This window comes from Sphaerospermopsis sp. FACHB-1194 (assembly GCF_014696235.1).
Lineage (GTDB): Bacteria > Cyanobacteriota > Cyanobacteriia > Cyanobacteriales > Nostocaceae > Sphaerospermopsis > Sphaerospermopsis kisseleviana.
Genome location: NZ_JACJPU010000017.1, coordinates 23,220 through 44,865, shown reverse-complemented (window position 1 = coordinate 44,865; position 21,646 = coordinate 23,220). Strand labels below are relative to the sequence as shown.

The window sequence follows — 21,646 nt, the reverse complement described above, 5'->3', positions numbered from 1 at the left end:
ACCTCCCAAGTTTAGTTATTGGTCTGAATTAAATTAAATGACCAATTGAAACTAGGTTCGGAGTTAGATTGCAAATCGCAAATGGTGATATTAGCATCCTGATTTGACAGATTTTTTTGTTGTTGGGAACTTTTGAATTTGGTAGAAAGTCCCATTTGTTTAAGCAAGCGATTAATGTGGCGATCGCTAATTTCAATTCCTAATTCATTGGCTAAATGTTTACTCAACCATTGAGCAGTCCAAGATCCAAAAGCATAGCCATATTCACGGGGACTATGAGTTACCAATTCTTTCAATCTTTCAATATATTGATTATTAACTGTTTTCGGTCTACCTATCCTTCTTTCATTCCATTTATGAGCCATTCCCGCCTCAGCAATACCGATCCAATATCTTGCCATCTCCTGAGAACAACCAATAATTTCACAGATATGAGATTGAGATTTACCCATATCTGCTAACAAGATAATTTCAATTCGTCTGCGATATTCTGGTTGTAAATCAGTTTGCAAGTTTTTTAACAATGTTCTCCTTTGAAAAGGTGTTAAAAACTTGCTATCGTGTGCATCGTAAAGATCCAAAACTTGATTTTGATGAGAAGAGAATGACATAATTCTTACCAGTTGCCGAATACTGTAAAATTTGGGCTAATTCACCTGTTACATCTGTTGCTAAAATCCAGATGTAAAATTCATAAATCACTTCTAACTAACTAAATATTTATGATATTTATGACGTGCTATGCAGCTAAAGCTGGCTGAAAAAATATACAGTAAAACACCTTTAAATCTTTATAATTGATTAATTCATAATTAGTTTTGAATAGAGATTTAGATCCCAAGCAAAACCTGGCTGCTTAGAGAATTGTTAAATTATCAGCAGTCTTTTAATTATGAATTATGAATTAGTAATTACTAATTGTTTTTAATCCTGCAATGCAGGTTCATCCAGCACCTTGCAAAGATTTAAGTTAGTTAGGTTGTGATTACCCAATCAGATTAAATGTGTTCCACAAATTGCAGCCTACAAATCATTTTGTTGGGGACAGGAAGCTATTTATTTTTTAACACTAGCTTAACACTATAATTTTCTCATCAGCAGATTTTCATAAATCTGAAATTGTTTCTCAGCCAAGTTATCAGCCAAGTTAAAAGACAAGTTAAAAGACAATGCCAAATTTCTTCATGCTTTGTCTTGAAATACTATTAGTCATGGCATAATTTTCCTACATATTCACGAAAGTTTTATGAAAGTTTATACAAGGGCAGATAGTCTTTCTTGAATCTTTATACTAATCTTACATCAAATTTATATTTTTTGACGCAATACTTTAGTTTGATGAAATGCACCTTGATCTAAAATATTTAAATTCTTCATTTAAATTCTTCAATTTTGCAAAAATATAAAAAATAAATATGTTTTCCTAAAAAATAGATAAACCTCTACCTATTGAAGTAAACATATATTCTATTACCATCGGAAATATACCAAATTTTTATCTATCTGTAGTATGAGAATTTTCAATTAGATTTGTAACCTGTTAGTCATAAGTCAACTGATTTAATAAATCTAACCTGCGATAAATAATGAAACAAAAAATATAGTGTACTAAGTAGGAAGTAAGGGTTTAGCATTGCTAAACCCTTACCTGAATGTAATACCTAGATCCCCGACTTCTTCAAGAAGCAGGGGATCTATCCACTTTTGATTTTACGTTTAATTATGTTAAGCTACTGATATAGCGTTTCCCAGTCTAATGAAGTACACACCAATTTATTCACTGTTCCCTAAAACACAAAAACTTTGTACCTCACTAGCATGGGAATAGCTATAAAAAAAGAAGCTGTGTAATTTACCAGCTTCCATGATCGGTTAATAAATTGCCAATTGATGCAGTAGAGATAATCCTGTTTGGGAGAAATAGGATTACCATAAATGAAGCAGAAGTGTGATAAATCAAGGTGCTACACTCAAGGTACTATCAGCCATAAGGAAGATTTCACCGTAACTTTTCAATTTCCCATTTTACTGTCAGTGCTAAAGATGATCGTAAAAAACTAACATCTAAAATAGCCGTAGAATTTTGCTAACAATCTCAAATTTCGGGTTAGCCATTACCCAAATTTGTAATTGTTTAAACTGTCGGGAAAAAAGAACCACCAATAGTTACGCTTCATCTGTCTTGGTGTAAAAGGTAAACATTTGGTTGTTAGGAAAAAGCCTAACGGTAGGCTATTTCCACAGCTATTTATGTTGTTATTTATAATTTATAGGATTTTACGGATGTATATTTGCCATTCTGGCAGAATCTTACACTGGCTTTGGTAATAGGTAATGGGTAATTGGTAATGGGTAATGGGTAATTGATAATTGATAATTGATAATAGATCCCCGAATTGTTGAAGAAGTCGGGGATCTGGGTATGACGTTTTTTAAGGTTGAGTTACTGAGAAAATCCTGTACATCCTGATTCAGAAATCAAACTTCTGCGTAATGTTCCTGTTCTCGTTCTACAAAACTCTGAACACGGTTGCGATAGCTTCTCAAACTATCATCTACCCAATCGCGATCGCTGCTGTTAACAAATAAATGTACCAAAGGTTCACTAGCATCGGGTAAAACCAACACCCAACTATCATCATAAGGTTGACAAATTTTCACCCCATCAATTAATTCCAAATTTTGCGCGGGGTGAGTTTCCACCAAATAACGCATCAACGCTCCCTTAGCAGTCCAAGGACAACGAACGGTAGAATTTTTGTGAATAACGCGGGGTAATTCAGCACGGACAGCAGCAAGCGATCGCTCTTGAATTGTCAGCATTTCAATCAACTTCGCAATGCAAAACATGGAATCAAAACCCGGATGTAAATGCGGGAAAATAAAACCAGTTTCTCCACTTCCCCCTAAAACCACATGGGGATTTTTTTGACAAGCTTCCATCAACGCTGTCGGGTTAGCCTTAGTTCTAATTACCCTCCCATCATGACGACGTGCTACCTGTTCCACCGCACTAGAAGCATGAACCGGTACAACTACTGAACCTCTAGGATTAGATGTTAAAATCATTTCCACCATCAACGCCGTCAACATTTCTCCCCGCACGGGATAACCAGACTCATCCACTAAAATCAACTGTTCCCCATTTGCTGATACCTGTACCCCAAAATTAGCCTTGAGTGCTTCCACCACATGACCTAACTGAGTTAACAAACCTTCCCTCGTAGTAGTCGTCATCGCGGTTTTATTCACACTGGCATTCAAAACCACCGCATCAGCACCAAACTTATCTAACATCTGCGGTAACACAGCCCCTGAAACCGCATAAACATAGTCAATTACAACCTTTGCCCGACTATTACGCAAAGTTTCCACATTCAAAAGCTTTTCAAAAGCAGTACAGTAACGTTCAATCACCTGACTAGGATATACCACATCACCTATTTCGTGACTTTGCGCCCTCCGCATATCTTCTTTAAAATACGCCCCCTCAATTTTCTTTTCCTGGGCTTTGGTAATATTAATCCCCTTGCTATCCATGAATTCAATCAGGATATAATCAGGACGATCCGGGTGTACCCGCACATGAATACCACCCGCTACCCCAATTTTGGGAATCACGGTTCTAGTAATAGGAATAGCTGTCGAATCAAGATTTTGCACATCTACACCTACCGACATCAACCCAGCAATGAGAGAACGAGTTACCATTCGTGACACATTCCGCTGATCACGGGAAACACTCACCTGAGAACCGGGTTTTAAAGTCGAACCATAGGCAGCACCCAATTTGACAGCAAATTCCGGGCTAATATCAATATTAGCTAAACCTTGTACCCCCCGTTGACCAAATAAATTTCTTTGGGCAGTGTTACCCCAAATCAAATTAATGTTTAAAACAGCACCTGATTCAATTTTCTTACTTGGCCAAACTCGCACCCCAGGGCTGATTTGTGCTTCTTCTCCCACCGTAGAAAGCGAACCCACTACAGCAGCTTCTAATACATGAGCGCGGCGATCAACACGAGTCCCACGGGAGATTATACAAGCTGATAATTGGGCTTCATCGCCTATTATTGCGCCATTCCAAACTATAGGACGTTTTAAATTTGCATCTGCCCCAATAGTTACATTATCACCAATAATCGTCCCATCTTCAATTTGTACCCTTGCCCCAATGCGACAATTATCACCAATTATGGCAGGACTTTCAATTCTCGCACTGGGATCAATATAAGTATTTTGACCTATCCACACCCCAGAAGAAACTTCTTGATATGCAAACTCTAGTTTTACCTTCTTAGCTAAAGCATCATATTGCGCTTCCCGATAAGCATCTAAATGACCCACATCACACCAGTAACCTTGGGCAATATAGCCATAAATTGGTTCATTTTTCGCCAATAGTAAAGGAAATAAATCTTTAGAAAAATCGGATTCAGTATGTTCTGGTAAATATTCCAAAACTTCTGGTTCTAAAATATATGTTCCTGTATTCACAGTATCAGAAAAAATTTCACTAGTGGAAGGTTTTTCTAAGAATCGGTTGATACGTCCTTCTTCATCTGTAATTACTACCCCAAATTCAATCGGGTTAGGAACACGGGTTAAAATTAAAGTAGCTTTAGATTGTTTTTGTTTGTGAAATTCAATAGCTGCCGTCAGGTCAAAATCTGTGATACTATCACCACTAATCACTAAAAAAGTTTCATCCAAAAGTTCAGCAATATTTTTAACACAACCTGCTGTTCCTAAAGGTTGGTCTTCTTCGATAGAGTATGTCATTTGTACGCCAAAATCGCTACCATCTTGGAAGTAATCTCGCAGGACATCGGGTAAATAGTGTAACGTAGCAATTATTTCTGTAATGTTATGCCGTTTGAGAAGATTGATAATATGTTCTGCAATGGGTCGGTTTAATATCGGCACCATTGGTTTTGGTAGATCACAGGTTAAAGGACGTAATCTTGTCCCTGAACCACCTGCCATTAGCACTGCACGCATAAATCCTCCTAATTACAGCCTTGGCTGCATCGAGATTCGTTATAAAAATTGGTTCTTCTTTATTTAGTCTCCTATGAATATTGATCTTTGAGGAACTTCCACAAGAAACATTTGATAAAAATTAAGTAAATCGACGCTTAAAATTATGTAAATAGTATTATTACAGCCCCGTATTTACATTACCCTTATTATATTTAACATAGCTGTAAATTTTCCCTACATCTTCCTATAAACTGCTGCTAATTCAGAACAATCAACTAACAACCAAACCTAAGTGTTCTGGATTTATTAGTAGCAATGGACATAATATACAAAAGTAATATAAATTTACATATACTTCTATATTTTTATTAACAATCTCTAGGACTTACGCCAGGATCAACCAAATATGAGGTATGGATTTCAGGCTTTTTAACGTGATTTTTTAATTATTTTTGGGCGATAGCGAAGCGCTGCTGCAAGCAGTTCGCTATTGATCGGAAGTTAATCGACAAAAGCCTGAAACGACGGATTTTAGTTCATGCACATCATGGTGAATTTGTACAGTGCGTCAGTCCTAATCTCTATAAATACCCCCATATTGGCATTGACTACCAAGCCGCATTCTGCAATACTATACTAATATCAACACATTGCAAAGTTAAGAGTCAAGTTTTACCTGCACCAACAGCGAAAAGCTTTGAAAAACTGTATTTTGGTAAGCAACTCTCTGCAATGTTTGTGACTTGTGATGCACAATTTTCTGCATTTACCATAGGAGTAGATTGTAATGGAATTAATTATTGTTGGGTTAACTGTGACTTATGTATTGGGCGCAGTGAAATTCTGGTCTGGTTTTAATAAGACTCATTTTACACAAACATTACTGAATCGTATTGGATTTAGTTTATTATGGCCAGTTTTGTTTATTGCTAATTCGTCCTATCGTCGCAATTTTAAAAGAGCATTGAGAGATTAATTCATAATTCGTAAACAAGGGAATAGGTGACAGGTGATACAATTATGGATTTTCGATTTTGGATTTTGGATTGTTTTTGTTAACTCCAATCTAAAATCTAAAATCTAAAATCTAAAATCTCAAATCATTCTGACTTCTGACTCCTCCTGCAATTATGAATTATGAATTATGAATTATGAATTAAAAAGCTTGAATCCACTCTTTAATAGAATACTCTGTCCAGATGCCATTTTGCCAATAAGGATCAGCTTCCACTAACTGACGCACGGTGTTTTCGTCTTCCGCTTCATAAATTCCAAAAACTTTGGTGACATCTTTAGTCGGACCCAGGGTAATTAAAATTCCTGCTTCTTTTTGTTTTGCTAGTCCTTCTAAGTGTGCTTGACGGTGGGGTTCTCGTTTGGTTAGTACGTCTTCGCAGTAGCTTCCCCACATTACGTATTTTGGCATGGTGTTGTTATTTTTATAATTGGTGAAATATTTATTTTAGATGTATTGGGAATTGTAGTCAATTATGATGAGGGGATATTTGGTATAATTTATATGATTAGTCTCTCCTAGATAACGAGCAAATATAGGTTAAAAATTTTATGATACCGATGATTCCTTTTTTATTTGGTGTTATGGGTCTTGCTCTTGGTGCTTTTGCTGCTTATGCTGCGGGAGGTAAGAATAGACAAGCAGCTAAACATTACAAAAAAATTGCTAATGAATTAAGTGATAAATATACCAATTTAGAAAAAGGATATCATCAACTTACTGATGAAAATAATCAAAAGATTGATGAATTAAATCAGGCTAGAGAAGTAATTGCACAAAACACACAAATTATTGATGAATTAACAAGTAGATATGACAATCTAGAGCAAGAATATCATCAAATAACTGATGAGAATAAACAACATCTTCATAATTTAGCTAATTCTCAAGAATTAATTACCAGAAATAAACAGGTTATCGGTGAATTAAATGATAAATTTGGAAATTTACAGAAAAAATATGATGAACTTATTAATGGAGATTTATTAGATGAGCCTAACTAACTATAATGCCATGTCTGATGCTGAATTAAAGCAATATTGCCTCAAACATCGTGGAGATAAAATTGCTTTTCAAACATATTTAGACCGAATCAATCAGCGTCCTCAGAGAATAATTGCTAGTTTCAATGATCCTGATTTTGATGAAAAAGTACAAGCAGCTATTCGTGAAAAACTAGAAAGAAATCGTCAAAATATGTAATAGTAATATTCTACTATTTGCAAAAAATTAGATTAAAATATTAACATTGCCTCAGTATTTCAGGAGAAAACCATCATGTCTTTAACCGTGAAAGAACTAGAAGAAATACAGACAGCATATCCAGATTATCGCATAGAATTAGTAGATGGGAGTATCATTATTATGAGTCCGTCGGGTTATGAACCAGAAGAAATAGGTACTGAGTTTGCGCGAATTTTAGGAAACTGGGTTAGACCTCGTAAACTAGGCCGTGTAGTGGGTTCTAGTGCGGGTTTTAAATTACCAAATTCTGATTTACGTGCGCCCGATGTTTCTTTTGTTCGTGCTGAGAGATTGAAAATATCAACAGAAGATTATGCGGAATTAGTTCCTGATTTGGTAGTGGAAGTAAAATCTAAAACTGATTCTATAGATAAACTGAGAGAAAAGATTCAAGAATTTATTAAATTAGGTTCACAGGTGGGAATTTTAATTAATCCTAAAACTAGAACATTAGAAGTTTCTCGAAATGGTGAAACAGAAATTTTCAAAGATGGTGATATTTTAACATTGCCTGATTTATTACCTGGTTTTGAATTGGTCATTTCAGAAATTTGGCCTCCTGTTTTTGAGTAGTGTCGATAATTAGTCCTATATGTATTGTTTCTGCAATATTATTAATAATAATATCATCTTTAACCTAAAATTGAACACATCAGATATAATCAAATATAACAATACACAAAAATCAGCAGAGTATTTCCGTAGTATTTCAGGAGAAAATCATCATGTCTTTAACCGTGAAAGAACTAGAAGAAATACAGATAGCATATCCAGATTATCGCATGGAATTAGTAGATGGGAGTATCATTATTATGAGTCCGTCGGGTTATGAACCAGAAGAAGTAGGTACTGAGTTTGCATCTTTGTTAAGAAACTGGGTTAGACCTCGTAAACTAGGCCGTGTCGTGGGTTCGAGTGCAGGTTTTAAATTACCAAATTCTGATTTACGTGCGCCCGACGTTTCTTTTGTTCGTGCTGAGAGATTGAAAATATCAACAGAAGATTATGCGGAATTAGTTCCTGATTTGGTAGTGGAAGTAAAATCTAAAACTGATTCTATAGATAAACTGAGAGAAAAGATTCAAGAATTTATTAAATTAGGTTCACAAGTGGGAATTTTAATTAATCCTAAAACGAGAACATTAGAAGTGTCTCGTGATGGTGAAACAGAAATTTTCAAAGATGGTGATATTTTAACATTGCCTGATTTATTACCTGGTTTTGAAGTGGTCATTTCAGAAATTTGGCCTCCTGTTTTTGAGTAGTTTTGATAATGGAAATTGGCAATTAGTAAATAGACAACAATTACCAATCACCAATTACCAATTACCAATTACCAAGTTTTAAGTTTTCAAACTCACACCAAACAGTATTGAACTGCAAATAGGTTGATTTTGGTGTTGATTTTGGTGTTGATTTTGGTGTTTATTTCTGTGCTTGGGTTTGAGAACCGGGAATAGTAACATCTATGGGTGTCACTGTAGCTGCTAACTGAGTTAATGGTGGTTTAATAGCGGTTTGATTTCCCACTACTAGGGTAACTAAATTTTCTGGTTTGAGGTATTTTCTGGCCACTCTTTGTACATCTGCTGTTGTGGTTGCAGTGACAGCTTTTTGATAACGAAACAGAAAATCAGCGGGATATCCATAATATTCGTAGCGCATTAATCGAGATAAAGTTTGACTGGGATCTTGAAAATTGAATACAAAAGAATTGAGGGTAGATTCTTTGGCATAATTTAATTCTTTTTCTGTTACTCGTTGATTTTGTATCCGTTTAATTTCTGTTTTCAATGCTTTCACAAACTGTACTGTAGCATCAGAACGAGTTTGTCCACCAGAAATAAACATTCCCGGATAATCGAAACGGGGACTCCACATACCATATACAGAATAAGCTAAACCTTGACGCGATCGCACTTCATTAAATAATCTTCCCCCAAATCCATTTAACACCCCATTCATGACACTTAATGCAGCATAATCAGGATTATCGAAAGTTCCCCCCAAATGTCCAATGAGAATATTACTTTGTGTGAGTTGGGGTTGATTAACAAAAAATACACCACCTAAATTAGCTGATGATACTTGCGGTAGTTGCGTTTTAGAAATATTAGGGTTAGGTTTCCAGTCACCAAACTTTTCTTGAATGAGCGATCGCATTTGTTTGGGGTTAAAATCTCCTACAATTCCCAAAATCATATTATTGGGATAATAATATTGCTGGTAGAATTTAACCACATCTTCACGGTTAATTTGATCCAGAGTTGCATATTCTACCGTGCGAGAGTACGGGCTTTCTGGACCATAGATTAATTTTCTAAACTCCCGACTAGCAATATCATCTGGATCATCATTGCGACGAGCAATACCACCCTTAACTTGAGTTTTAATCAAATCTAACTTTTCTTGAGCAAAAGCTGGTTCTCGCAACACTTCAGCAAATAACCCAAAAACCGTTTCTAAATCTTCAGTCAAACTGTCAAAACTAGCAGTACCAGCAGTTTCACTCATCTCTGTTTCAACAGAAGCTGCTCGTTGTTCCAGTATCTCATTTAATTGATCTGGAGAATTTTTGAGAGTACCACCAGTTCGCATCAGTGAACCAACAACATCCGCTAACCCAACTTTATCACCTGATTCCCAACGGCTACCAGTTTTAACCAGAGTTGTGCCACTGACTAAAGGTAACTCATGATCCTCAATTAAATAGACAACCAAACCGTTATCTAATACAAACCGTTCATATTTCGGTAATTTAATTTCCGACAAAGGAGTAAACTGTAAATCTGAATAATGCTTTGCTGCTGCCGTCGCTACCCAAGAAAAATTAAAAGTCAGCAGAAAAGCAATCACCAAAGCGGAAATAAACCGCCAACTCTTAGAAAACTTCAATGAAAACTTCAACTTCTTAACCTTCACATTTAACCTCTCTTCTTCCTTTGTGTACTTTGTGTACTTTGCGGTTCATAACTCTTATTTTGCAGGGAATAGGGAATAGGGAACGGAGCAGAAGGCAGGAGTTTTTTATTTTGGATTTTGGATTTTGGATTGTTTTTGTGATCTCCAATCTAAAATCTAAAATCTAAAATCTAAAATTTTCTTCCCCAGTCCCCAGTCCCCAGTCCCCAGTCCCCAGTCCCCAGTCCCTATCCTTGCTTCGACAACAACTTACCCACAGTGCGATTTTCTGGGGTAAAAGTTGCCTGAGCTACCCGTTGAATATCCGCAGGTGTAACTTTAGCAATATCATCCAATTGTTTAAACAAATTTCGCCAAGAGCCAGTTTTGACTTCATATTCCAATAATTGCTGCGCCATGCCCATATTAGAATCTAAACTGCGTAATAAACCCGCTCTAGCTTGGGTTTTCACCCGCTGTAATTCTGTTGCTGATACAGGTTCTGTTTTCAATTTTTCAATTTCTTTACCCAGGGCGATCGCCAATTCATCAACTGTATGTCCTGGTGCTGTCAGGGCATAAAATAACATTAAATTCCCATATTTATCACCAGGAAAACCACTCAGACCTTGAGCAGCTAAAGCTAACCGTTGTTTTTCAATCAAAGACTTATAAAGTCTGGAAGTGCGTCCATCACTTAATAAACTGGCCATAATGTCATAAACTGCATTATCAGGATCAGTGATAGCGGGACGGTGATAACCTTCAAAATACCAAGGTTGAGAAGATAACTCTACAGTAATTTCTCTGGGTTCATTTTGTTTCGGTTCTAAAGGAATTTTTGCCTGTGCTTTAGGTTTAGACTGATAACGTCCAAAGTAAATTTTGGCTAATCTTTTCACCTCATCCGGGTTAACATCACCGACAACAGCAATGGTTAAATTACTGGGAACATAATAATTATCAAAAAATTGTTTGACATTTGCTGGTGAAAGATTACGGATATCTTCGTCATAACCTATTACCGGTCTTCTGTAGGGATGGACCTTAAAAGCAGTATCCATAAATTTTTCTACCATGAAACCGACGGGAGAATTTTCTACACGCATCCGTCGTTCTTCTAAAATTACATCTCTTTCTTTATAAAACTCCCGAAAAACAGGTTCTAAAAATCGCTCTGACTCTAAAGACATCCACAGTTCCAATTTATTAGCGGGAAAACTGTAAAAATAACGAGTAGCTTCACTAGAAGTAGTAGCATTTAAACCTACACCTCCCGCTTGCTCAACAATTTTACCTATTTCGTTTTGCTTAACCAACTTCTGAGCCTGATTTTCTAATGATTTAAACTCAGTTTGTAGCTTTGCTAAGTCTTCTGTTTTATTTTGAGCTTTGGCGGTTCTAATTTGCTGATCTAATTGTTCTAACTGGTTTAATAATGGTTTTTCGGCTTGATAGTCTGTTGTACCAATGCGTTTTGTACCTTTAAAAGCCAAATGCTCTAAAAAATGCGCTACTCCTGTTTGGCCATCAGGTTCATCTATACCACCAACATCAGCATAGGTGACAAAGGAAACTACAGGGGCTTGATGTCGTTCTAAAACTATGAATTTCAGCCCATTATCGAGGGTAAATTCTGTTAACTCCTTCACCACCCGATCTAAATAAGGTTGAATGGAAGTTTGCTGGGGTTGCAGTGCTAAAGCTGCTGGGGTAGTGAAACTCACACCAAATATCAGCACCACTAAAGCAACTGCCAACAGACGACTGATAACATTGGAGAATGGAGACTTTTTCGTTTTATCCTTTAACCAATCCAAAATTCCAAATCTAAAATCCAAAATCGACTGTTTCATAGCAAAAATTAAAGTAAATTTACACTTCTTGAGAATTAGGTTAATTAGCAAACAGAGAGTTAATCTTATATTAAGCTTTCTGCGCTTTTTGGATTTGATGTTAGACAATATTGCTACAAGTCGTGTTCCTGAGATATAGCAATAACTACTATGCGAGTTTTTCATTCTCTCCCTCCCTCAGAAGCTCAAACCCGTGATCGCATTCTTCAGGCGGCACAGCGGTTATTTGCATCTCAGGGATTTGATGGTACTACAACCCGTGATTTAGCACAGGCCGCAGGTGTGGCTGAGGGTACGCTCTTTCGTCATTTTGCCAATAAAAAGGCAATTTTGGTAGAGGTGGCGACAAATGGCTGGGTGGAAATTCTCACAGATTTGTTGACAGAATTGAGTGAAATGGGTAGTTATAAAGCTGTAGCCCAGGTAATGCGCCGTAGAATGTGGAATATGCGGAAAAATGTGGACATGATGCGAGTTTGTTTCATGGAAGTGCAGTTTCATCAAGATTTGCGCGATCGCATTCAAACCGAAGTCATTGATAAAATGACAGATGTGGCAGAAGCATTTTTTCAAACGGCAATGGATAAAGGAATCTATCGCCAGATGGATGCTAAATTAGTGGCTAAGGTGTTTTTGGGAATGTTTGCGATCGCAGGTTTTTCTGATAATACCCTCATCGAACCCAACGCATCACCCCAAGAAATGCAACAGATGGCTGAAGGTTTGGCTGATATTTTCTTAAATGGTGTGTTAATTAAAGAGTAGGTGACTGGTGACTGGTGACTGGTGACTGGGGACTGGTGACAGGTGACAGGTGACAGGTGACAGTAAAAAGGGAATAGGAAATAGGGAATAATTATTTACCAATTACCAATTACCAATTACCTTTGCTTGTTGACTCCATTGTTGCACCAATTCCACAGCTGGACATAAATCACGTCGTTGAAAAGTTGCTACTTGCAAACGCATAATTTGCTGATGTAATTTATGGCTAGGAATTTCCGCCAATTGCACAACAGAAATGACACCCGCATGAAGCAATAAACCACAATATTGAGTACCCACACTGGGAAGACGTGCCAGATCCGCTAAAGCCACCCATTTATGAACATATTGAAGATTGACTTGTAATTTACTTGCTAATGCAAGTTTAGCTGCTGGTGTTTTCCCTTGTTTAACTAAATCCAGTGTAGTTTTAATATCACAACTTTGCAATTTTAAAAGTTCCTCTGGACTTAATCCTGGTAAATTTGCAATCGGCCAGTCACAAGGTTTGAAGACACTTTTATTACTTTTAATCTTTATCTGTTTAGTAGACATTGGGTAATTGGTAATTGGTAATTGGTAATTGGTAATTGGTAATTGGTAATTGGTAATTGGTAATTGGTAATTGGTAATTGGTAATTGGTAATTGGTAATTGGTAATTGGTGAGAATTGATATTTGATATTTGATAGTTAATTAGGAAATATAAAATTGATTACCCAGTCACCAGTCACCAGTCACCAGTCACCAGTCACCAGTCCCCAGTCACCAGTCCCCAGTCACCAGTCACCAGTCCCCAGTCCCCAGTCACCTGTGACCTAATAACTCACCGCGCATTACAGTTATAGCTTGTCCAGCTAAAAAAACGCGATTTTCCCCAGGATAAAAAATCTTAACCACACCCCCACGACTAGAAGCTTGATAAGCTAAAAACTCATCTTTTTTTAGCCTTTCACGCCAAAATGGGGCTAAACAACAATGTGCAGCACCAGTCACTGGATCTTCATCAATACCTAATCCTGGAGCAAAAAACCGCGATACAAAATCATATTCTCCATCACCAATACTGGTAACAATTACATTAGCAACGGGTAATTTTTTCATCTGTTGAAAATTCGGCTGCATTTCTCGCACTAATTCCGCAGATGCAACTTCTACTAAATAACCTAGAGAATTGAGGTAAACTGATTTATAATCTATTCCTAAAACTTCATTTAATGCTGATGGTGGTTCTAGGGTTTGGGAATAATTTACAGGAAAATCTAACTCAATCCAATTATCTTTTTTCTGAGCGATTAATAAACCACTTTTTGTATAGAAACGGGCTTCTTGTTCTGGTGATAAATGACCTTCTGACCATAATACATGGGCGCTGGCTAAAGTGGCATGACCACATAAAGGAACTTCTACTGATGGGGTAAACCAACGCAGATTAAAACCGTCATTTTCTCTGATCAAAAAAGCCGTTTCTGATAAATTCATTTCTTGGGCGACTTGTTGCATCCAGTCGTCTGGTTGGGGAGTTGTTAATACACAAACTGCGGCAGGGTTGCCTGTAAATGGTGTATGGGTGAAAGCATCAACTTGGGTAATTTTTTGGGTCATGTTTTGGGTGATAATGAGATTATTTGCATAATATCATTGATTGATGGTTACAGCAGAAATTGAAGCTTATCGACTAGGAAAATTAACATCTTCATAAACATCGGTTAAAAGACAGTTAAAATTTACGCTTGTTAACTCCAATTGTTGATTACCTCTATAAATATAAAGTTCCCATCTTCCTTGATTATTGCGACGAAAACAATCAACTCTTTGACGATTTTGGCTCACTAAAACATATTCTTGTAATGTTTCTAATTCTTGATAGTCAATGAATTTATCACCTCTATCAAAGGCTTCAGTTGCAGGTGATAAAACTTCAATCATTAAACTTGGATAGCGTTTAAAATATTCAAAATCTGTATCTCTTGGATCGCAAGTTACCATGAGATCAGGATAATAGAAAATATCCAGAGTTTCAATTCTTGCTTTCATATCAGCAACATAAAGACGGCATCCTGTACCGCGAATATGATTTCTTAAAAGAGCAACTAAATTAGTAGTGATTGTCACGTGGGCATCACTAGCACCTGCCATTGCGTAAATTTGCCCTTGAATATATTCATGTTTAATAGGACTGGATTTTTCAGCTTCTAAGTATTCTTCTGGGGATAAATATTGGTGAGATTGGGCAAGAGTCATATATTTTATGGTTAATAATAGATGAGTTTTTAGGTGTGTTTATAGTATAGCAAATTTTGAGGTATAGCAAATTTTGAGATTTTTTTATTTCACGCAAAGACACAAAGGAAGAGAAGTGTTAATAATAAAATATAAAATATATATAGGTCAAATACCAGAATAAATCATGAATATCCAAATTGAACCGGAATTAGAAAAAATTATTCAAGCGCAAATTGCCACAGGTAGGTATGCTAACCCTGAAGATGTGATTAGTAAAGCTTTGAAATTGCTTTTAGAGTGGGATAAGGGTTATCAGCAGTGGGTAGAAGAAACACGGGAAAAGGTTGATGTTGCTATTGAACAATTGGATAGAGGGGAAGGTATTGAGGGAGATGTGGTAATTGCACAATTGCGGGATAAGTTGCGTCAAGCGAGAGAGAGATAAGTATGAAAACACATATTATTTCTCCAGAAGCTAGTCGTGATTGATCAGAAATTATTGATTATTTTGCCAATAGAAATATTGATGCTGGAGAGCGTTTTATTGATGAGTTTGAAAAGAAGTGTAAGTATTTAATTAATTACCCTAAGGATCATCAGTAATTAACCAACTATCCTTTTCTAAGGCTATTTTAACAGTATTGTGAAATATATCTTTTGCTGACATAAAAAGTTAAAGTGATATTTTTTATTAAATTATACCTGAATTTTTAAGTAATGCCTCTATATTATATTCGTAGGTTGGGTTAAACAAAGTGCAACCCAAGGCAATAACATTATAAAGATGTTGGGTTTCGTTCCTCAACCCAACTTACGTACTTGTATAATAAAAATTAATATGATAAGCATTTGTCCTGATAGTAAATATTTTAGTTTCGTTATAATATTAACTGAGTTGTTATATATCTTTACCAATACAACTTTACCTAATTAGTTACTGAAAGGGGTATTTGTATGATTACCATTGCTATCTTGATAGGTATTATCTTAATTTTGAGTTATCTTTTATTTAAAGAACATAATCAACCGCAATTAAATATTGATACACAAAATGTTCAGAATGTGGCTAAATATAATTTAATCACTAAAGTTTTTTTAGATATATTTTCTCAGTTTAAACATTTGAATAAAAAAGTTGAGATATTGACTGGTGATAATGAATCTTTACAAAAAGAGATTCAAAAGCTAGAACAACAAATTAATACTTTGCTTCAAGAATATCAAACAACTTTAGAGTTAAATAATAAGTTACAGATACAAAATACTATTTTTACACAAAGAAATCAAGATTTAGAAACTAACCAAAAATCCTTTATTCAAAAGTTGGGTGGTATTGTTTATAAGGAGAATTTAGAAGATAAAACATGGGATTTAGTTCTAGATAAAGTTCAGGTGTTAATGAATGAACGCAATGAAACTGTAATAAAACTTCAATCGATTAACCAAGATTTTGAAGTTATTAAACAGACGAATGAGATTCTTCTTAAAGAAAAGAATACTTTTAATCAATCTCTGGAAGTTCTCAAGTCTATCATCGCTACAAAAGAAAATGAGATTAATTCATTAACACCAAAGTTGAGGGGTTTAGAATTTAGATGTGAAGAGTTAGTTAAAGATTTACAGTCTAGAACTGATAATAATATTGAGTTGGAAAAAATCAAAAATGATTTAAAAAATCTTCAAGATGAGATAATTCACAAGGATAATTTAATTCAGAGTTTGGAAATAGAAAAGAGTGAGAATTTACAAAAGATATCTTTATTAGAAGCAAGTGTTATTACTGAAAAATCTACTTGTGAATTACTGACACAAGAGAAATTGAGTTTGAATAGTCGTGTGCAACAATTAGAAGGTGAAATTGAAGTTTTAAATAATAAACCTATAGATATTAATATAGAAAGGTTAGAATCTCAGATTGCTCAAAAAGATAATGAGATTAAGAAGTTAGAAGATGAGAAAAATCAAAATATTCAAAAAGTAAAGCAGTTGGAAATAAGCGTTACTGAAAAAGAATTAGAGTTAAAAACAACTATAGAAGATAGTAATAATCGTATTCAAGAATTAGAAGAGGAAAGAGATTCTTTAACTGCTGATTTAAGAGATGTTGAAAGAAAATTAAGAGGTGTTGAAAGTGAATTAAGTGTATTTAAAGATGGTAATATTAGTGGTTTGACTGAGGAATTACAAAAACAGATTGCTCAAAAAGATGCTGTGATCAAAAAATTGGAATTTGAAAAATCTGAAATCCTTGAACGTCTCAATATATTAGCGGAAAGTTTTGATGAATTAACAGAAGATTTTAATGAATTAACAGATAATTTCAATGAATTAACAAGGAATTTTAATCAGAAAGAATACCAACTAGAAGTAGTTACAATAGAGAAAATTGATCTGGATAATCGTGTTAAAGAGTTGGCAGAAGATAACAGTATTTTAAAGCATAAGTTAGATATAACATCAGAAAATATTACTTCCAGTGTTTTACGTCAGAATAAGATTTGTCGAAATAAATTACAGCAATTGCAAAGGCAGATTGCTTATAAAGATGTCTGTATTCAAAATCTAGAAGAGGATTTAAATAAGTATATAGAATATGTAAAAAGGTTGGATAATTTAAAAAATAGATCCTATCTTGATGATGATCAAGCAATAGACATAGAATATATATATATTAGTTGTATGGATTGTGAAGCAGAAAAAGAAAAATTAGAACAATACATAGAATATTTACAATATTATCTATAATTTAATGTTTCCATAAGACTATAAAGCTATGAAGCTATCTGATAAATTACAGGTTTATATCTTGGTTCTGGAATAGGTTTACCTTCTATTTTCGCAGCTTCTAACCAAGCAGCTTTAGCTTTAAGAACTTCTTGCAGTGCTTCTTCTTCAGTTAAACCAAAACCTGAACAATATTTTAAATCAGGAATATCGGCAATATAACCTTCATCTTCTTGACTGTAAAAAATATTAATATGATAGTGTTTCATTGCTCATCCTCCAAAGTTAAGGAATATTCTTCAATTAATATAGGACTCATATTTGATTTTTGAAAAAAATCCGTACACCTAAATTCTCTGAAACCCTTTTGCATATTACCTTTTGCGTTTTATCTGACTACGCAAACAATTTCAGGTATCAAATATTATTCCTATATTAAAAATTGCCGAACTTGATAAGGAATAGCTTTACCATTGCAATTTTGTAAGTTAATAAGTTCTGGGATAGTTGGATGAGTAAAAATGTGATGACTACCGTTGATACGTAATAAAGAAAAACCAAAGGCTTCAAATAAAGTCACTAAATCCTCAAATTGAAGATTTCTAGGTTTTGTCTCCCTTGCTCACTTTAGCGTTTTTTCTTTTTCCCCTACTTATTGAGCCGATACGATTTGATCACCACAAAAAAAGAAAATGTTTAAATTTAGAAACAATACTTAATAAATTTATTGAGAACATCAACCAATATCAAGAAACCGCAAAATTTCTCAAGAAAAAATAAAATTCCACCGATTCTAATTTCTAAGAACTACCATTAAAACAAACAATCAAAAATTGGTGTGTGCCATCATGACAACTAAAAAGCAATTTAACAGCTTTGAAGAAATGCTCTCTGGTTCTGATGTACCAGTGTTAGTAGACTTTTACGCTGAATGGTGTGGTCCTTGTCAGATGATGGGACCAATTTTAGAACAAGTGAATCTGCAATTAAAAGACCGTTTACGAATTGTCAAAATTGACACTGAGAAATACACTCAATTAGCTAGTCAATATCAAATTGCAGCTTTACCAACCTTGGTATTATTTAAGAATGGTCAACCTGTAGATAGAATTGAAGGTGTACTGCAAGCACCACAATTAATTCAACATCTGCAAAAACTGGTTTAATTTGGTGATTGGTGATTGGTGATTGGTGATTGGTGATTGGTGATTGGTGATTGGTAATGGGTAATGGGTTATTAATCTTCCCAGTCCCCAGTCCCCAGTCACCAGTCACCAGTTTTTAAGAACGTCTGGCATTTAAACAACACCATTCTTTGCGTTTCCACAGGGTAGCCACAACCCAACCATTTTGTTCTAAAACATCAGCCACAGCTTTAGATTGTTCTAATAAAATACCACTAAAAATACCCCAGGTACTTGGTTTAATAATAGCTGCCATTTCTGGAATTAACTCAATAATGACATCAGCCAAAATATTACAAACAATACCATCAACTGGCTGATCAATTATTTTTGTCAAAACGTCCACACTACCCAAGGCTGGGATCAAGCGTTCTGAATTAATATCATTAAGGGTGCGATTGCTCAAAGTTGATTTTACCGCCAAAGGATCATTATCAACTGCATAAACTTTTTTTGCCCCCAGGAGTATAGCACCTACAGAAAGGATACCAGAACCGCAGCCAATATCCGCAATTACTAGGGAATCTTTTTTATTTTCTGTACCTATAAAAGAATCAGGAATTGCACTTAGGCGCATTTCCAGAGATTCTAGACATAGTTGAGTTGTGGCGTGATTACCTGTACCAAAAGCAACACCAGGATCAAGACGAATCACCAACCGTTCTGATGATGCAGGTAATGGTAGCCATGCGGGGTTGATCAAGAAGCGATCGCCAATATCTTGAGGTTGCCAATATTGTTTCCAACTACTAGACCAGTCTTCCTCATCAATCAAATTCCAGTGTAACAGCGGAGAAGGCAACCCGATACACAAAGCATCTTGACGCAACCATAAAGATAACGCCGATAAATCTAATAATTGTGCTTGAAAGCTAGGCAAATAAGCTTTTAACAGCGATGAATTTCCTTTGCTTTCAATAGCAGTACCACGACAGCCAAAAGTTTCCAGTCGCCAAAAGATAGAATCTTCTAGGTCTGGTTCACATAAAATTTTCAGTTCCCACCAAGTATTTGCCATAGAATTTTAAATTACTAGTACAGGGAACAGGGAACGGGGAACAGGAAACAGGGAATAAAGAATATAACTGTCACCTGTCACCTGTCACCTGTCACCTGTTTTAAAGTGTTACTGTATAAGCATCCCGAATACCAGATACTTGTTTAATTTCATCCAAGATGCCATCTGGTAAAGGATCATCAATACTTAAAGCCATTACTGCATCACCACGGACGATTTTCCTTCCTACCTGCATACTGGCAATGTTAACGTTAAAACTGCCCAGTAAAGAACCGAGTTTACCGATAATTCCTGGCATATCCCGGTGTAAGGTGAACAGCATATATTTGCTAGGTGGCACATTAATGGGGAAACCATCCACATCAGTTAAGTGAATTTCCTTATCACCCAACAAAGCACCTGTGACAGAGTGAGTACCTAAAGTACCTGTAGCTTCCAAATGTAGCGAACCTGCATAGTCTCTTGCTGAAGCATCCCTGGTTTCAATTACCCGAATACCTCTTTCTTTGGCTTCTATGCTGGCATTGACATAATTTACCCGTTCCCGCAAAGCTTGGTAAAGCAACCCTTTCAGCGCCGCTACTACTAAAGGCTGACTCTTATTAGTAGCCAGATCCCCTTGTAGTTTAACATTCAGTGTTTCCACCCTGCCACCTGCCAGTTGTCCTACCAAGTTACCCAAGGTTTCCGCTAACTGCATATACGGCTTGAGTTCTTCCAAGATATCGGGTCCGAGTCCAGGAATATTTACCGCAGAACGGGCTGGTAGTCCTAACAACACATCGCGGATTTGTTCTGCCACGTCTATGGCTACGTTTACTTGGGCTTCGGCAGTAGATGCACCTAAATGGGGTGTGAGAATTATATCTTTACCCAGCGATCGCAACTCAGATTCTGCCAAAGGTTCAGAGTCGAATACATCTAAAGCTGCACCTGCAATTTTACCTTCTTTAATCGCCCCTGCCAATGCTGCCTCATCAATAATTCCCCCCCTAGCACAGTTAATAATTCTGGTGGTGGGTTTCATCTTCGCCAAAGTTTTAGCGTTGATTAAATTGGCAGTTTCTGGAGTTTTGGGAATGTGTAAAGTGATATAGTCTGCTTGTTGGAATAATAAATCTAATTCCACCAACTGACAACCAATTTGTTCTGCTCTTTCTGTAGAAATAAAGGGATCATAAGCTAATAACTTCATCCCCATTGCCTTAGCTACATGAGCAACATGAGAACCGATTTTTCCTAACCCCACAATACCCAGGGTTTTCTTATAGACTTCCGCACCGACAAAAGTTTTTCTGTCCCATTCTCCCCTTTTTACAGAAGCATTAGCATCGGGGATATGACGAGATAAAGATAACATCATTGCTAATGCGTGTTCGGCAGCCGCAATGGTATTTCCTTCTGGGGAATTAACGACTACAATACCTTTACGGGTAGCCGCAGGAACATCCACATTATCCACACCCACACCAGCACGGCCAATAATTTTTAATTGGGTACTGGCTTCAATAATTTCTTGAGTAACGCGAGTTCCAGAACGAATCATCAGCGCGTCATACTCACCAATAATTTCTATTAGTTCTGCTGGTTTTAGATTTGTTTTGACATCAACTGTAGCAACTTGGGAAAGAATGTCAATACCAGCTTGGTCAATGGGATCGGAAACAAGAACCTTAGACATGATTACTTCATTTACAATGATAGGTTTTCCGCAAGCATTTAGCTAT

The 21,646-nt window shown here is 35.9% G+C and carries 24 protein-coding genes; 9 read left to right on the top strand and 15 right to left on the bottom strand.

Translation table 11 applies throughout. The features are described 5' to 3' along the window. Positions 1–11: 11 nt before the first annotated feature. The gene (locus H6F45_RS12080; protein WP_096569959.1) at positions 12–611 is read right to left on the bottom strand and encodes a helix-turn-helix domain-containing protein; all 600 of its coding nucleotides are present in this window, start codon (positions 609–611) and stop codon (positions 12–14) included. A 1,867-nt stretch (positions 612–2,478) separates the two neighbouring features. Then, a complete protein-coding gene (locus H6F45_RS12075; protein WP_190347290.1) occupies positions 2,479–5,004 on the bottom strand; it encodes a mannose-1-phosphate guanyltransferase in 2,526 nt (841 codons plus the stop codon). A 769-nt stretch (positions 5,005–5,773) separates the two neighbouring features. Here H6F45_RS12075 and H6F45_RS26540 point away from each other — a divergent pair. Beyond that, complete coding sequence (locus H6F45_RS26540; RefSeq protein WP_242052602.1) at positions 5,774–5,962, top strand: hypothetical protein; 189 nt, start codon at positions 5,774–5,776, stop codon at positions 5,960–5,962. Between the two features lie 180 nt (positions 5,963–6,142). On the opposite strand, the gene H6F45_RS12070 is transcribed toward H6F45_RS26540, so the two are convergent. Then, positions 6,143–6,412 (bottom strand): YciI family protein, encoded by a 270-nt coding sequence (locus tag H6F45_RS12070; protein WP_137669112.1) that lies wholly within the window; start codon positions 6,410–6,412, stop codon positions 6,143–6,145. 140 nt (positions 6,413–6,552) lie between these two features. Here H6F45_RS12070 and H6F45_RS12065 point away from each other — a divergent pair, with 140 nt between their 5' ends. The 4 genes from H6F45_RS12065 (at position 6,553) to H6F45_RS12050 (ending at position 8,511) form a co-directional block, all read left to right on the top strand. Then, positions 6,553–7,005 carry a hypothetical protein gene (locus H6F45_RS12065; protein ID WP_190347289.1) on the top strand — a complete coding sequence of 151 codons (453 nt, stop codon included), beginning with the start codon at positions 6,553–6,555 and terminating at the stop codon, positions 7,003–7,005. After that, complete coding sequence (locus H6F45_RS12060) at positions 6,992–7,204, top strand: hypothetical protein (protein ID WP_096569953.1); 213 nt, start codon at positions 6,992–6,994, stop codon at positions 7,202–7,204. The genes H6F45_RS12065 and H6F45_RS12060 overlap by 14 nt, the downstream gene beginning before the upstream one ends. 75 nt (positions 7,205–7,279) lie before the next feature. Further along, complete coding sequence (locus H6F45_RS12055; RefSeq protein ID WP_190347288.1) at positions 7,280–7,819, top strand: Uma2 family endonuclease; 540 nt, start codon at positions 7,280–7,282, stop codon at positions 7,817–7,819. 152 nt (positions 7,820–7,971) lie between these two features. Beyond that, the gene (locus H6F45_RS12050; protein ID WP_096569949.1) at positions 7,972–8,511 is read left to right on the top strand and encodes a Uma2 family endonuclease; all 540 of its coding nucleotides are present in this window, start codon (positions 7,972–7,974) and stop codon (positions 8,509–8,511) included. 160 nt (positions 8,512–8,671) lie between these two features. Here the strand turns inward: H6F45_RS12050 and H6F45_RS12045 are convergent, their stop codons facing one another. Both H6F45_RS12045 and H6F45_RS12040 read right to left on the bottom strand, forming a co-directional pair. Further along, complete coding sequence (locus H6F45_RS12045; RefSeq protein ID WP_199291290.1) at positions 8,672–10,153, bottom strand: pitrilysin family protein; 1,482 nt, start codon at positions 10,151–10,153, stop codon at positions 8,672–8,674. Between the two features lie 242 nt (positions 10,154–10,395). Continuing rightward, complete coding sequence (locus H6F45_RS12040; protein WP_137669053.1) at positions 10,396–12,003, bottom strand: pitrilysin family protein; 1,608 nt, start codon at positions 12,001–12,003, stop codon at positions 10,396–10,398. Between the two features lie 150 nt (positions 12,004–12,153). Here H6F45_RS12040 and H6F45_RS12035 point away from each other — a divergent pair, with 150 nt between their 5' ends. Beyond that, entirely contained in the window at positions 12,154–12,768 is a 615-nt protein-coding gene (locus H6F45_RS12035) for a TetR/AcrR family transcriptional regulator (RefSeq protein WP_096569944.1), read from the top strand. Positions 12,769–12,870: 102 nt separating this feature from the next. On the opposite strand, the gene H6F45_RS12030 is transcribed toward H6F45_RS12035, so the two are convergent. The 4 genes from H6F45_RS12030 to H6F45_RS12020 form a co-directional block, all read right to left on the bottom strand. After that, complete coding sequence (locus H6F45_RS12030; RefSeq protein ID WP_190347287.1) at positions 12,871–13,323, bottom strand: DUF4332 domain-containing protein; 453 nt, start codon at positions 13,321–13,323, stop codon at positions 12,871–12,873. Then, complete coding sequence (locus H6F45_RS27330) at positions 13,305–13,373, bottom strand: hypothetical protein (RefSeq protein ID WP_347237728.1); 69 nt, start codon at positions 13,371–13,373, stop codon at positions 13,305–13,307. Before H6F45_RS27330 ends, H6F45_RS12030 begins: the two co-directional genes overlap by 19 nt. Before the next feature lie 201 nt (positions 13,374–13,574). Next, positions 13,575–14,372 carry a PhzF family phenazine biosynthesis protein gene (locus H6F45_RS12025; protein WP_190347286.1) on the bottom strand — a complete coding sequence of 266 codons (798 nt, stop codon included), beginning with the start codon at positions 14,370–14,372 and terminating at the stop codon, positions 13,575–13,577. 66 nt (positions 14,373–14,438) lie between these two features. Continuing rightward, complete coding sequence (locus H6F45_RS12020) at positions 14,439–15,011, bottom strand: Uma2 family endonuclease (RefSeq protein ID WP_096569940.1); 573 nt, start codon at positions 15,009–15,011, stop codon at positions 14,439–14,441. Between the two features lie 166 nt (positions 15,012–15,177). Between H6F45_RS12020 and H6F45_RS12015 the strand changes: the two genes are divergently transcribed. Continuing rightward, positions 15,178–15,438 carry a type II toxin-antitoxin system ParD family antitoxin gene (locus H6F45_RS12015; RefSeq protein WP_137669028.1) on the top strand — a complete coding sequence of 87 codons (261 nt, stop codon included), beginning with the start codon at positions 15,178–15,180 and terminating at the stop codon, positions 15,436–15,438. 141 nt (positions 15,439–15,579) lie between these two features. Here the strand turns inward: H6F45_RS12015 and H6F45_RS12010 are convergent, their stop codons facing one another. Continuing rightward, positions 15,580–15,660 carry a XisH family protein gene (locus H6F45_RS12010; RefSeq protein WP_242027488.1) on the bottom strand — a complete coding sequence of 27 codons (81 nt, stop codon included), beginning with the start codon at positions 15,658–15,660 and terminating at the stop codon, positions 15,580–15,582. A 287-nt stretch (positions 15,661–15,947) separates the two neighbouring features. Between H6F45_RS12010 and H6F45_RS12005 the strand changes: the two genes are divergently transcribed. Next, positions 15,948–17,738, top strand: coding sequence for a hypothetical protein (locus H6F45_RS12005; protein ID WP_190347285.1), 1,791 nt, complete (start codon positions 15,948–15,950; stop codon positions 17,736–17,738). Between the two features lie 26 nt (positions 17,739–17,764). Here H6F45_RS12005 and H6F45_RS12000 read toward each other — a convergent pair whose 3' ends face one another. Continuing rightward, complete coding sequence (locus tag H6F45_RS12000) at positions 17,765–17,986, bottom strand: type II toxin-antitoxin system HicB family antitoxin (RefSeq protein WP_190347284.1); 222 nt, start codon at positions 17,984–17,986, stop codon at positions 17,765–17,767. 161 nt (positions 17,987–18,147) lie between these two features. Further along, positions 18,148–18,297, bottom strand: a complete 150-nt coding sequence (locus H6F45_RS26535; RefSeq protein WP_190347283.1) for a type II toxin-antitoxin system HicA family toxin — start codon at positions 18,295–18,297, stop codon at positions 18,148–18,150. A 268-nt stretch (positions 18,298–18,565) separates the two neighbouring features. On the opposite strand from H6F45_RS26535, the gene trxA reads away from it, so the two are divergent. Continuing rightward, positions 18,566–18,883, top strand: a complete 318-nt coding sequence (gene trxA, locus H6F45_RS11990; protein ID WP_096569930.1) for a thioredoxin — start codon at positions 18,566–18,568, stop codon at positions 18,881–18,883. On the opposite strand, the gene H6F45_RS27020 is transcribed toward trxA, so the two are convergent. From H6F45_RS27020 to serA, 3 genes are all read right to left on the bottom strand, one after another. Further along, the gene (locus H6F45_RS27020; RefSeq protein ID WP_277876979.1) at positions 18,854–18,985 is read right to left on the bottom strand and encodes a hypothetical protein; all 132 of its coding nucleotides are present in this window, start codon (positions 18,983–18,985) and stop codon (positions 18,854–18,856) included. The two genes, trxA and H6F45_RS27020, sit on opposite strands and share 30 nt — an antisense overlap. A 13-nt stretch (positions 18,986–18,998) precedes the next feature. Continuing rightward, a complete protein-coding gene (gene prmA / locus H6F45_RS11985; RefSeq protein ID WP_096569926.1) occupies positions 18,999–19,919 on the bottom strand; it encodes a 50S ribosomal protein L11 methyltransferase in 921 nt (306 codons plus the stop codon). 100 nt (positions 19,920–20,019) lie between these two features. Next, a complete protein-coding gene (gene serA / locus H6F45_RS11980; protein ID WP_190347282.1) occupies positions 20,020–21,600 on the bottom strand; it encodes a phosphoglycerate dehydrogenase in 1,581 nt (526 codons plus the stop codon). Positions 21,601–21,646: the final 46 nt, after the last annotated feature.

Coding starts and splice junctions, on each gene's coding strand:
- H6F45_RS12030 (WP_190347287.1), bottom strand. CDS start 13,323: ATGTCTACTAAACAGATAAAGATTAAAAGTAATAAAAGTGTCTTCAAA.
- H6F45_RS12000 (WP_190347284.1), bottom strand. CDS start 17,986: ATGAAACACTATCATATTAATATTTTTTACAGTCAAGAAGATGAAGGT.
- H6F45_RS12055 (WP_190347288.1), top strand. CDS start 7,280: ATGTCTTTAACCGTGAAAGAACTAGAAGAAATACAGACAGCATATCCA.
- H6F45_RS12070 (WP_137669112.1), bottom strand. CDS start 6,412: ATGCCAAAATACGTAATGTGGGGAAGCTACTGCGAAGACGTACTAACC.
- H6F45_RS12060 (WP_096569953.1), top strand. CDS start 6,992: ATGAGCCTAACTAACTATAATGCCATGTCTGATGCTGAATTAAAGCAA.
- serA (WP_190347282.1), bottom strand. CDS start 21,600: ATGTCTAAGGTTCTTGTTTCCGATCCCATTGACCAAGCTGGTATTGAC.
- trxA (WP_096569930.1), top strand. CDS start 18,566: ATGACAACTAAAAAGCAATTTAACAGCTTTGAAGAAATGCTCTCTGGT.
- H6F45_RS12025 (WP_190347286.1), bottom strand. CDS start 14,372: ATGACCCAAAAAATTACCCAAGTTGATGCTTTCACCCATACACCATTT.
- H6F45_RS12040 (WP_137669053.1), bottom strand. CDS start 12,003: ATGAAACAGTCGATTTTGGATTTTAGATTTGGAATTTTGGATTGGTTA.
- H6F45_RS26540 (WP_242052602.1), top strand. CDS start 5,774: ATGGAATTAATTATTGTTGGGTTAACTGTGACTTATGTATTGGGCGCA.
- H6F45_RS12065 (WP_190347289.1), top strand. CDS start 6,553: ATGATACCGATGATTCCTTTTTTATTTGGTGTTATGGGTCTTGCTCTT.
- H6F45_RS12050 (WP_096569949.1), top strand. CDS start 7,972: ATGTCTTTAACCGTGAAAGAACTAGAAGAAATACAGATAGCATATCCA.
- prmA (WP_096569926.1), bottom strand. CDS start 19,919: ATGGCAAATACTTGGTGGGAACTGAAAATTTTATGTGAACCAGACCTA.
- H6F45_RS12075 (WP_190347290.1), bottom strand. CDS start 5,004: ATGCGTGCAGTGCTAATGGCAGGTGGTTCAGGGACAAGATTACGTCCT.
- H6F45_RS12020 (WP_096569940.1), bottom strand. CDS start 15,011: ATGACTCTTGCCCAATCTCACCAATATTTATCCCCAGAAGAATACTTA.
- H6F45_RS12080 (WP_096569959.1), bottom strand. CDS start 611: ATGTCATTCTCTTCTCATCAAAATCAAGTTTTGGATCTTTACGATGCA.
- H6F45_RS12035 (WP_096569944.1), top strand. CDS start 12,154: ATGCGAGTTTTTCATTCTCTCCCTCCCTCAGAAGCTCAAACCCGTGAT.
- H6F45_RS12005 (WP_190347285.1), top strand. CDS start 15,948: ATGATTACCATTGCTATCTTGATAGGTATTATCTTAATTTTGAGTTAT.
- H6F45_RS12010 (WP_242027488.1), bottom strand. CDS start 15,660: ATGTCAGCAAAAGATATATTTCACAATACTGTTAAAATAGCCTTAGAA.
- H6F45_RS12015 (WP_137669028.1), top strand. CDS start 15,178: ATGAATATCCAAATTGAACCGGAATTAGAAAAAATTATTCAAGCGCAA.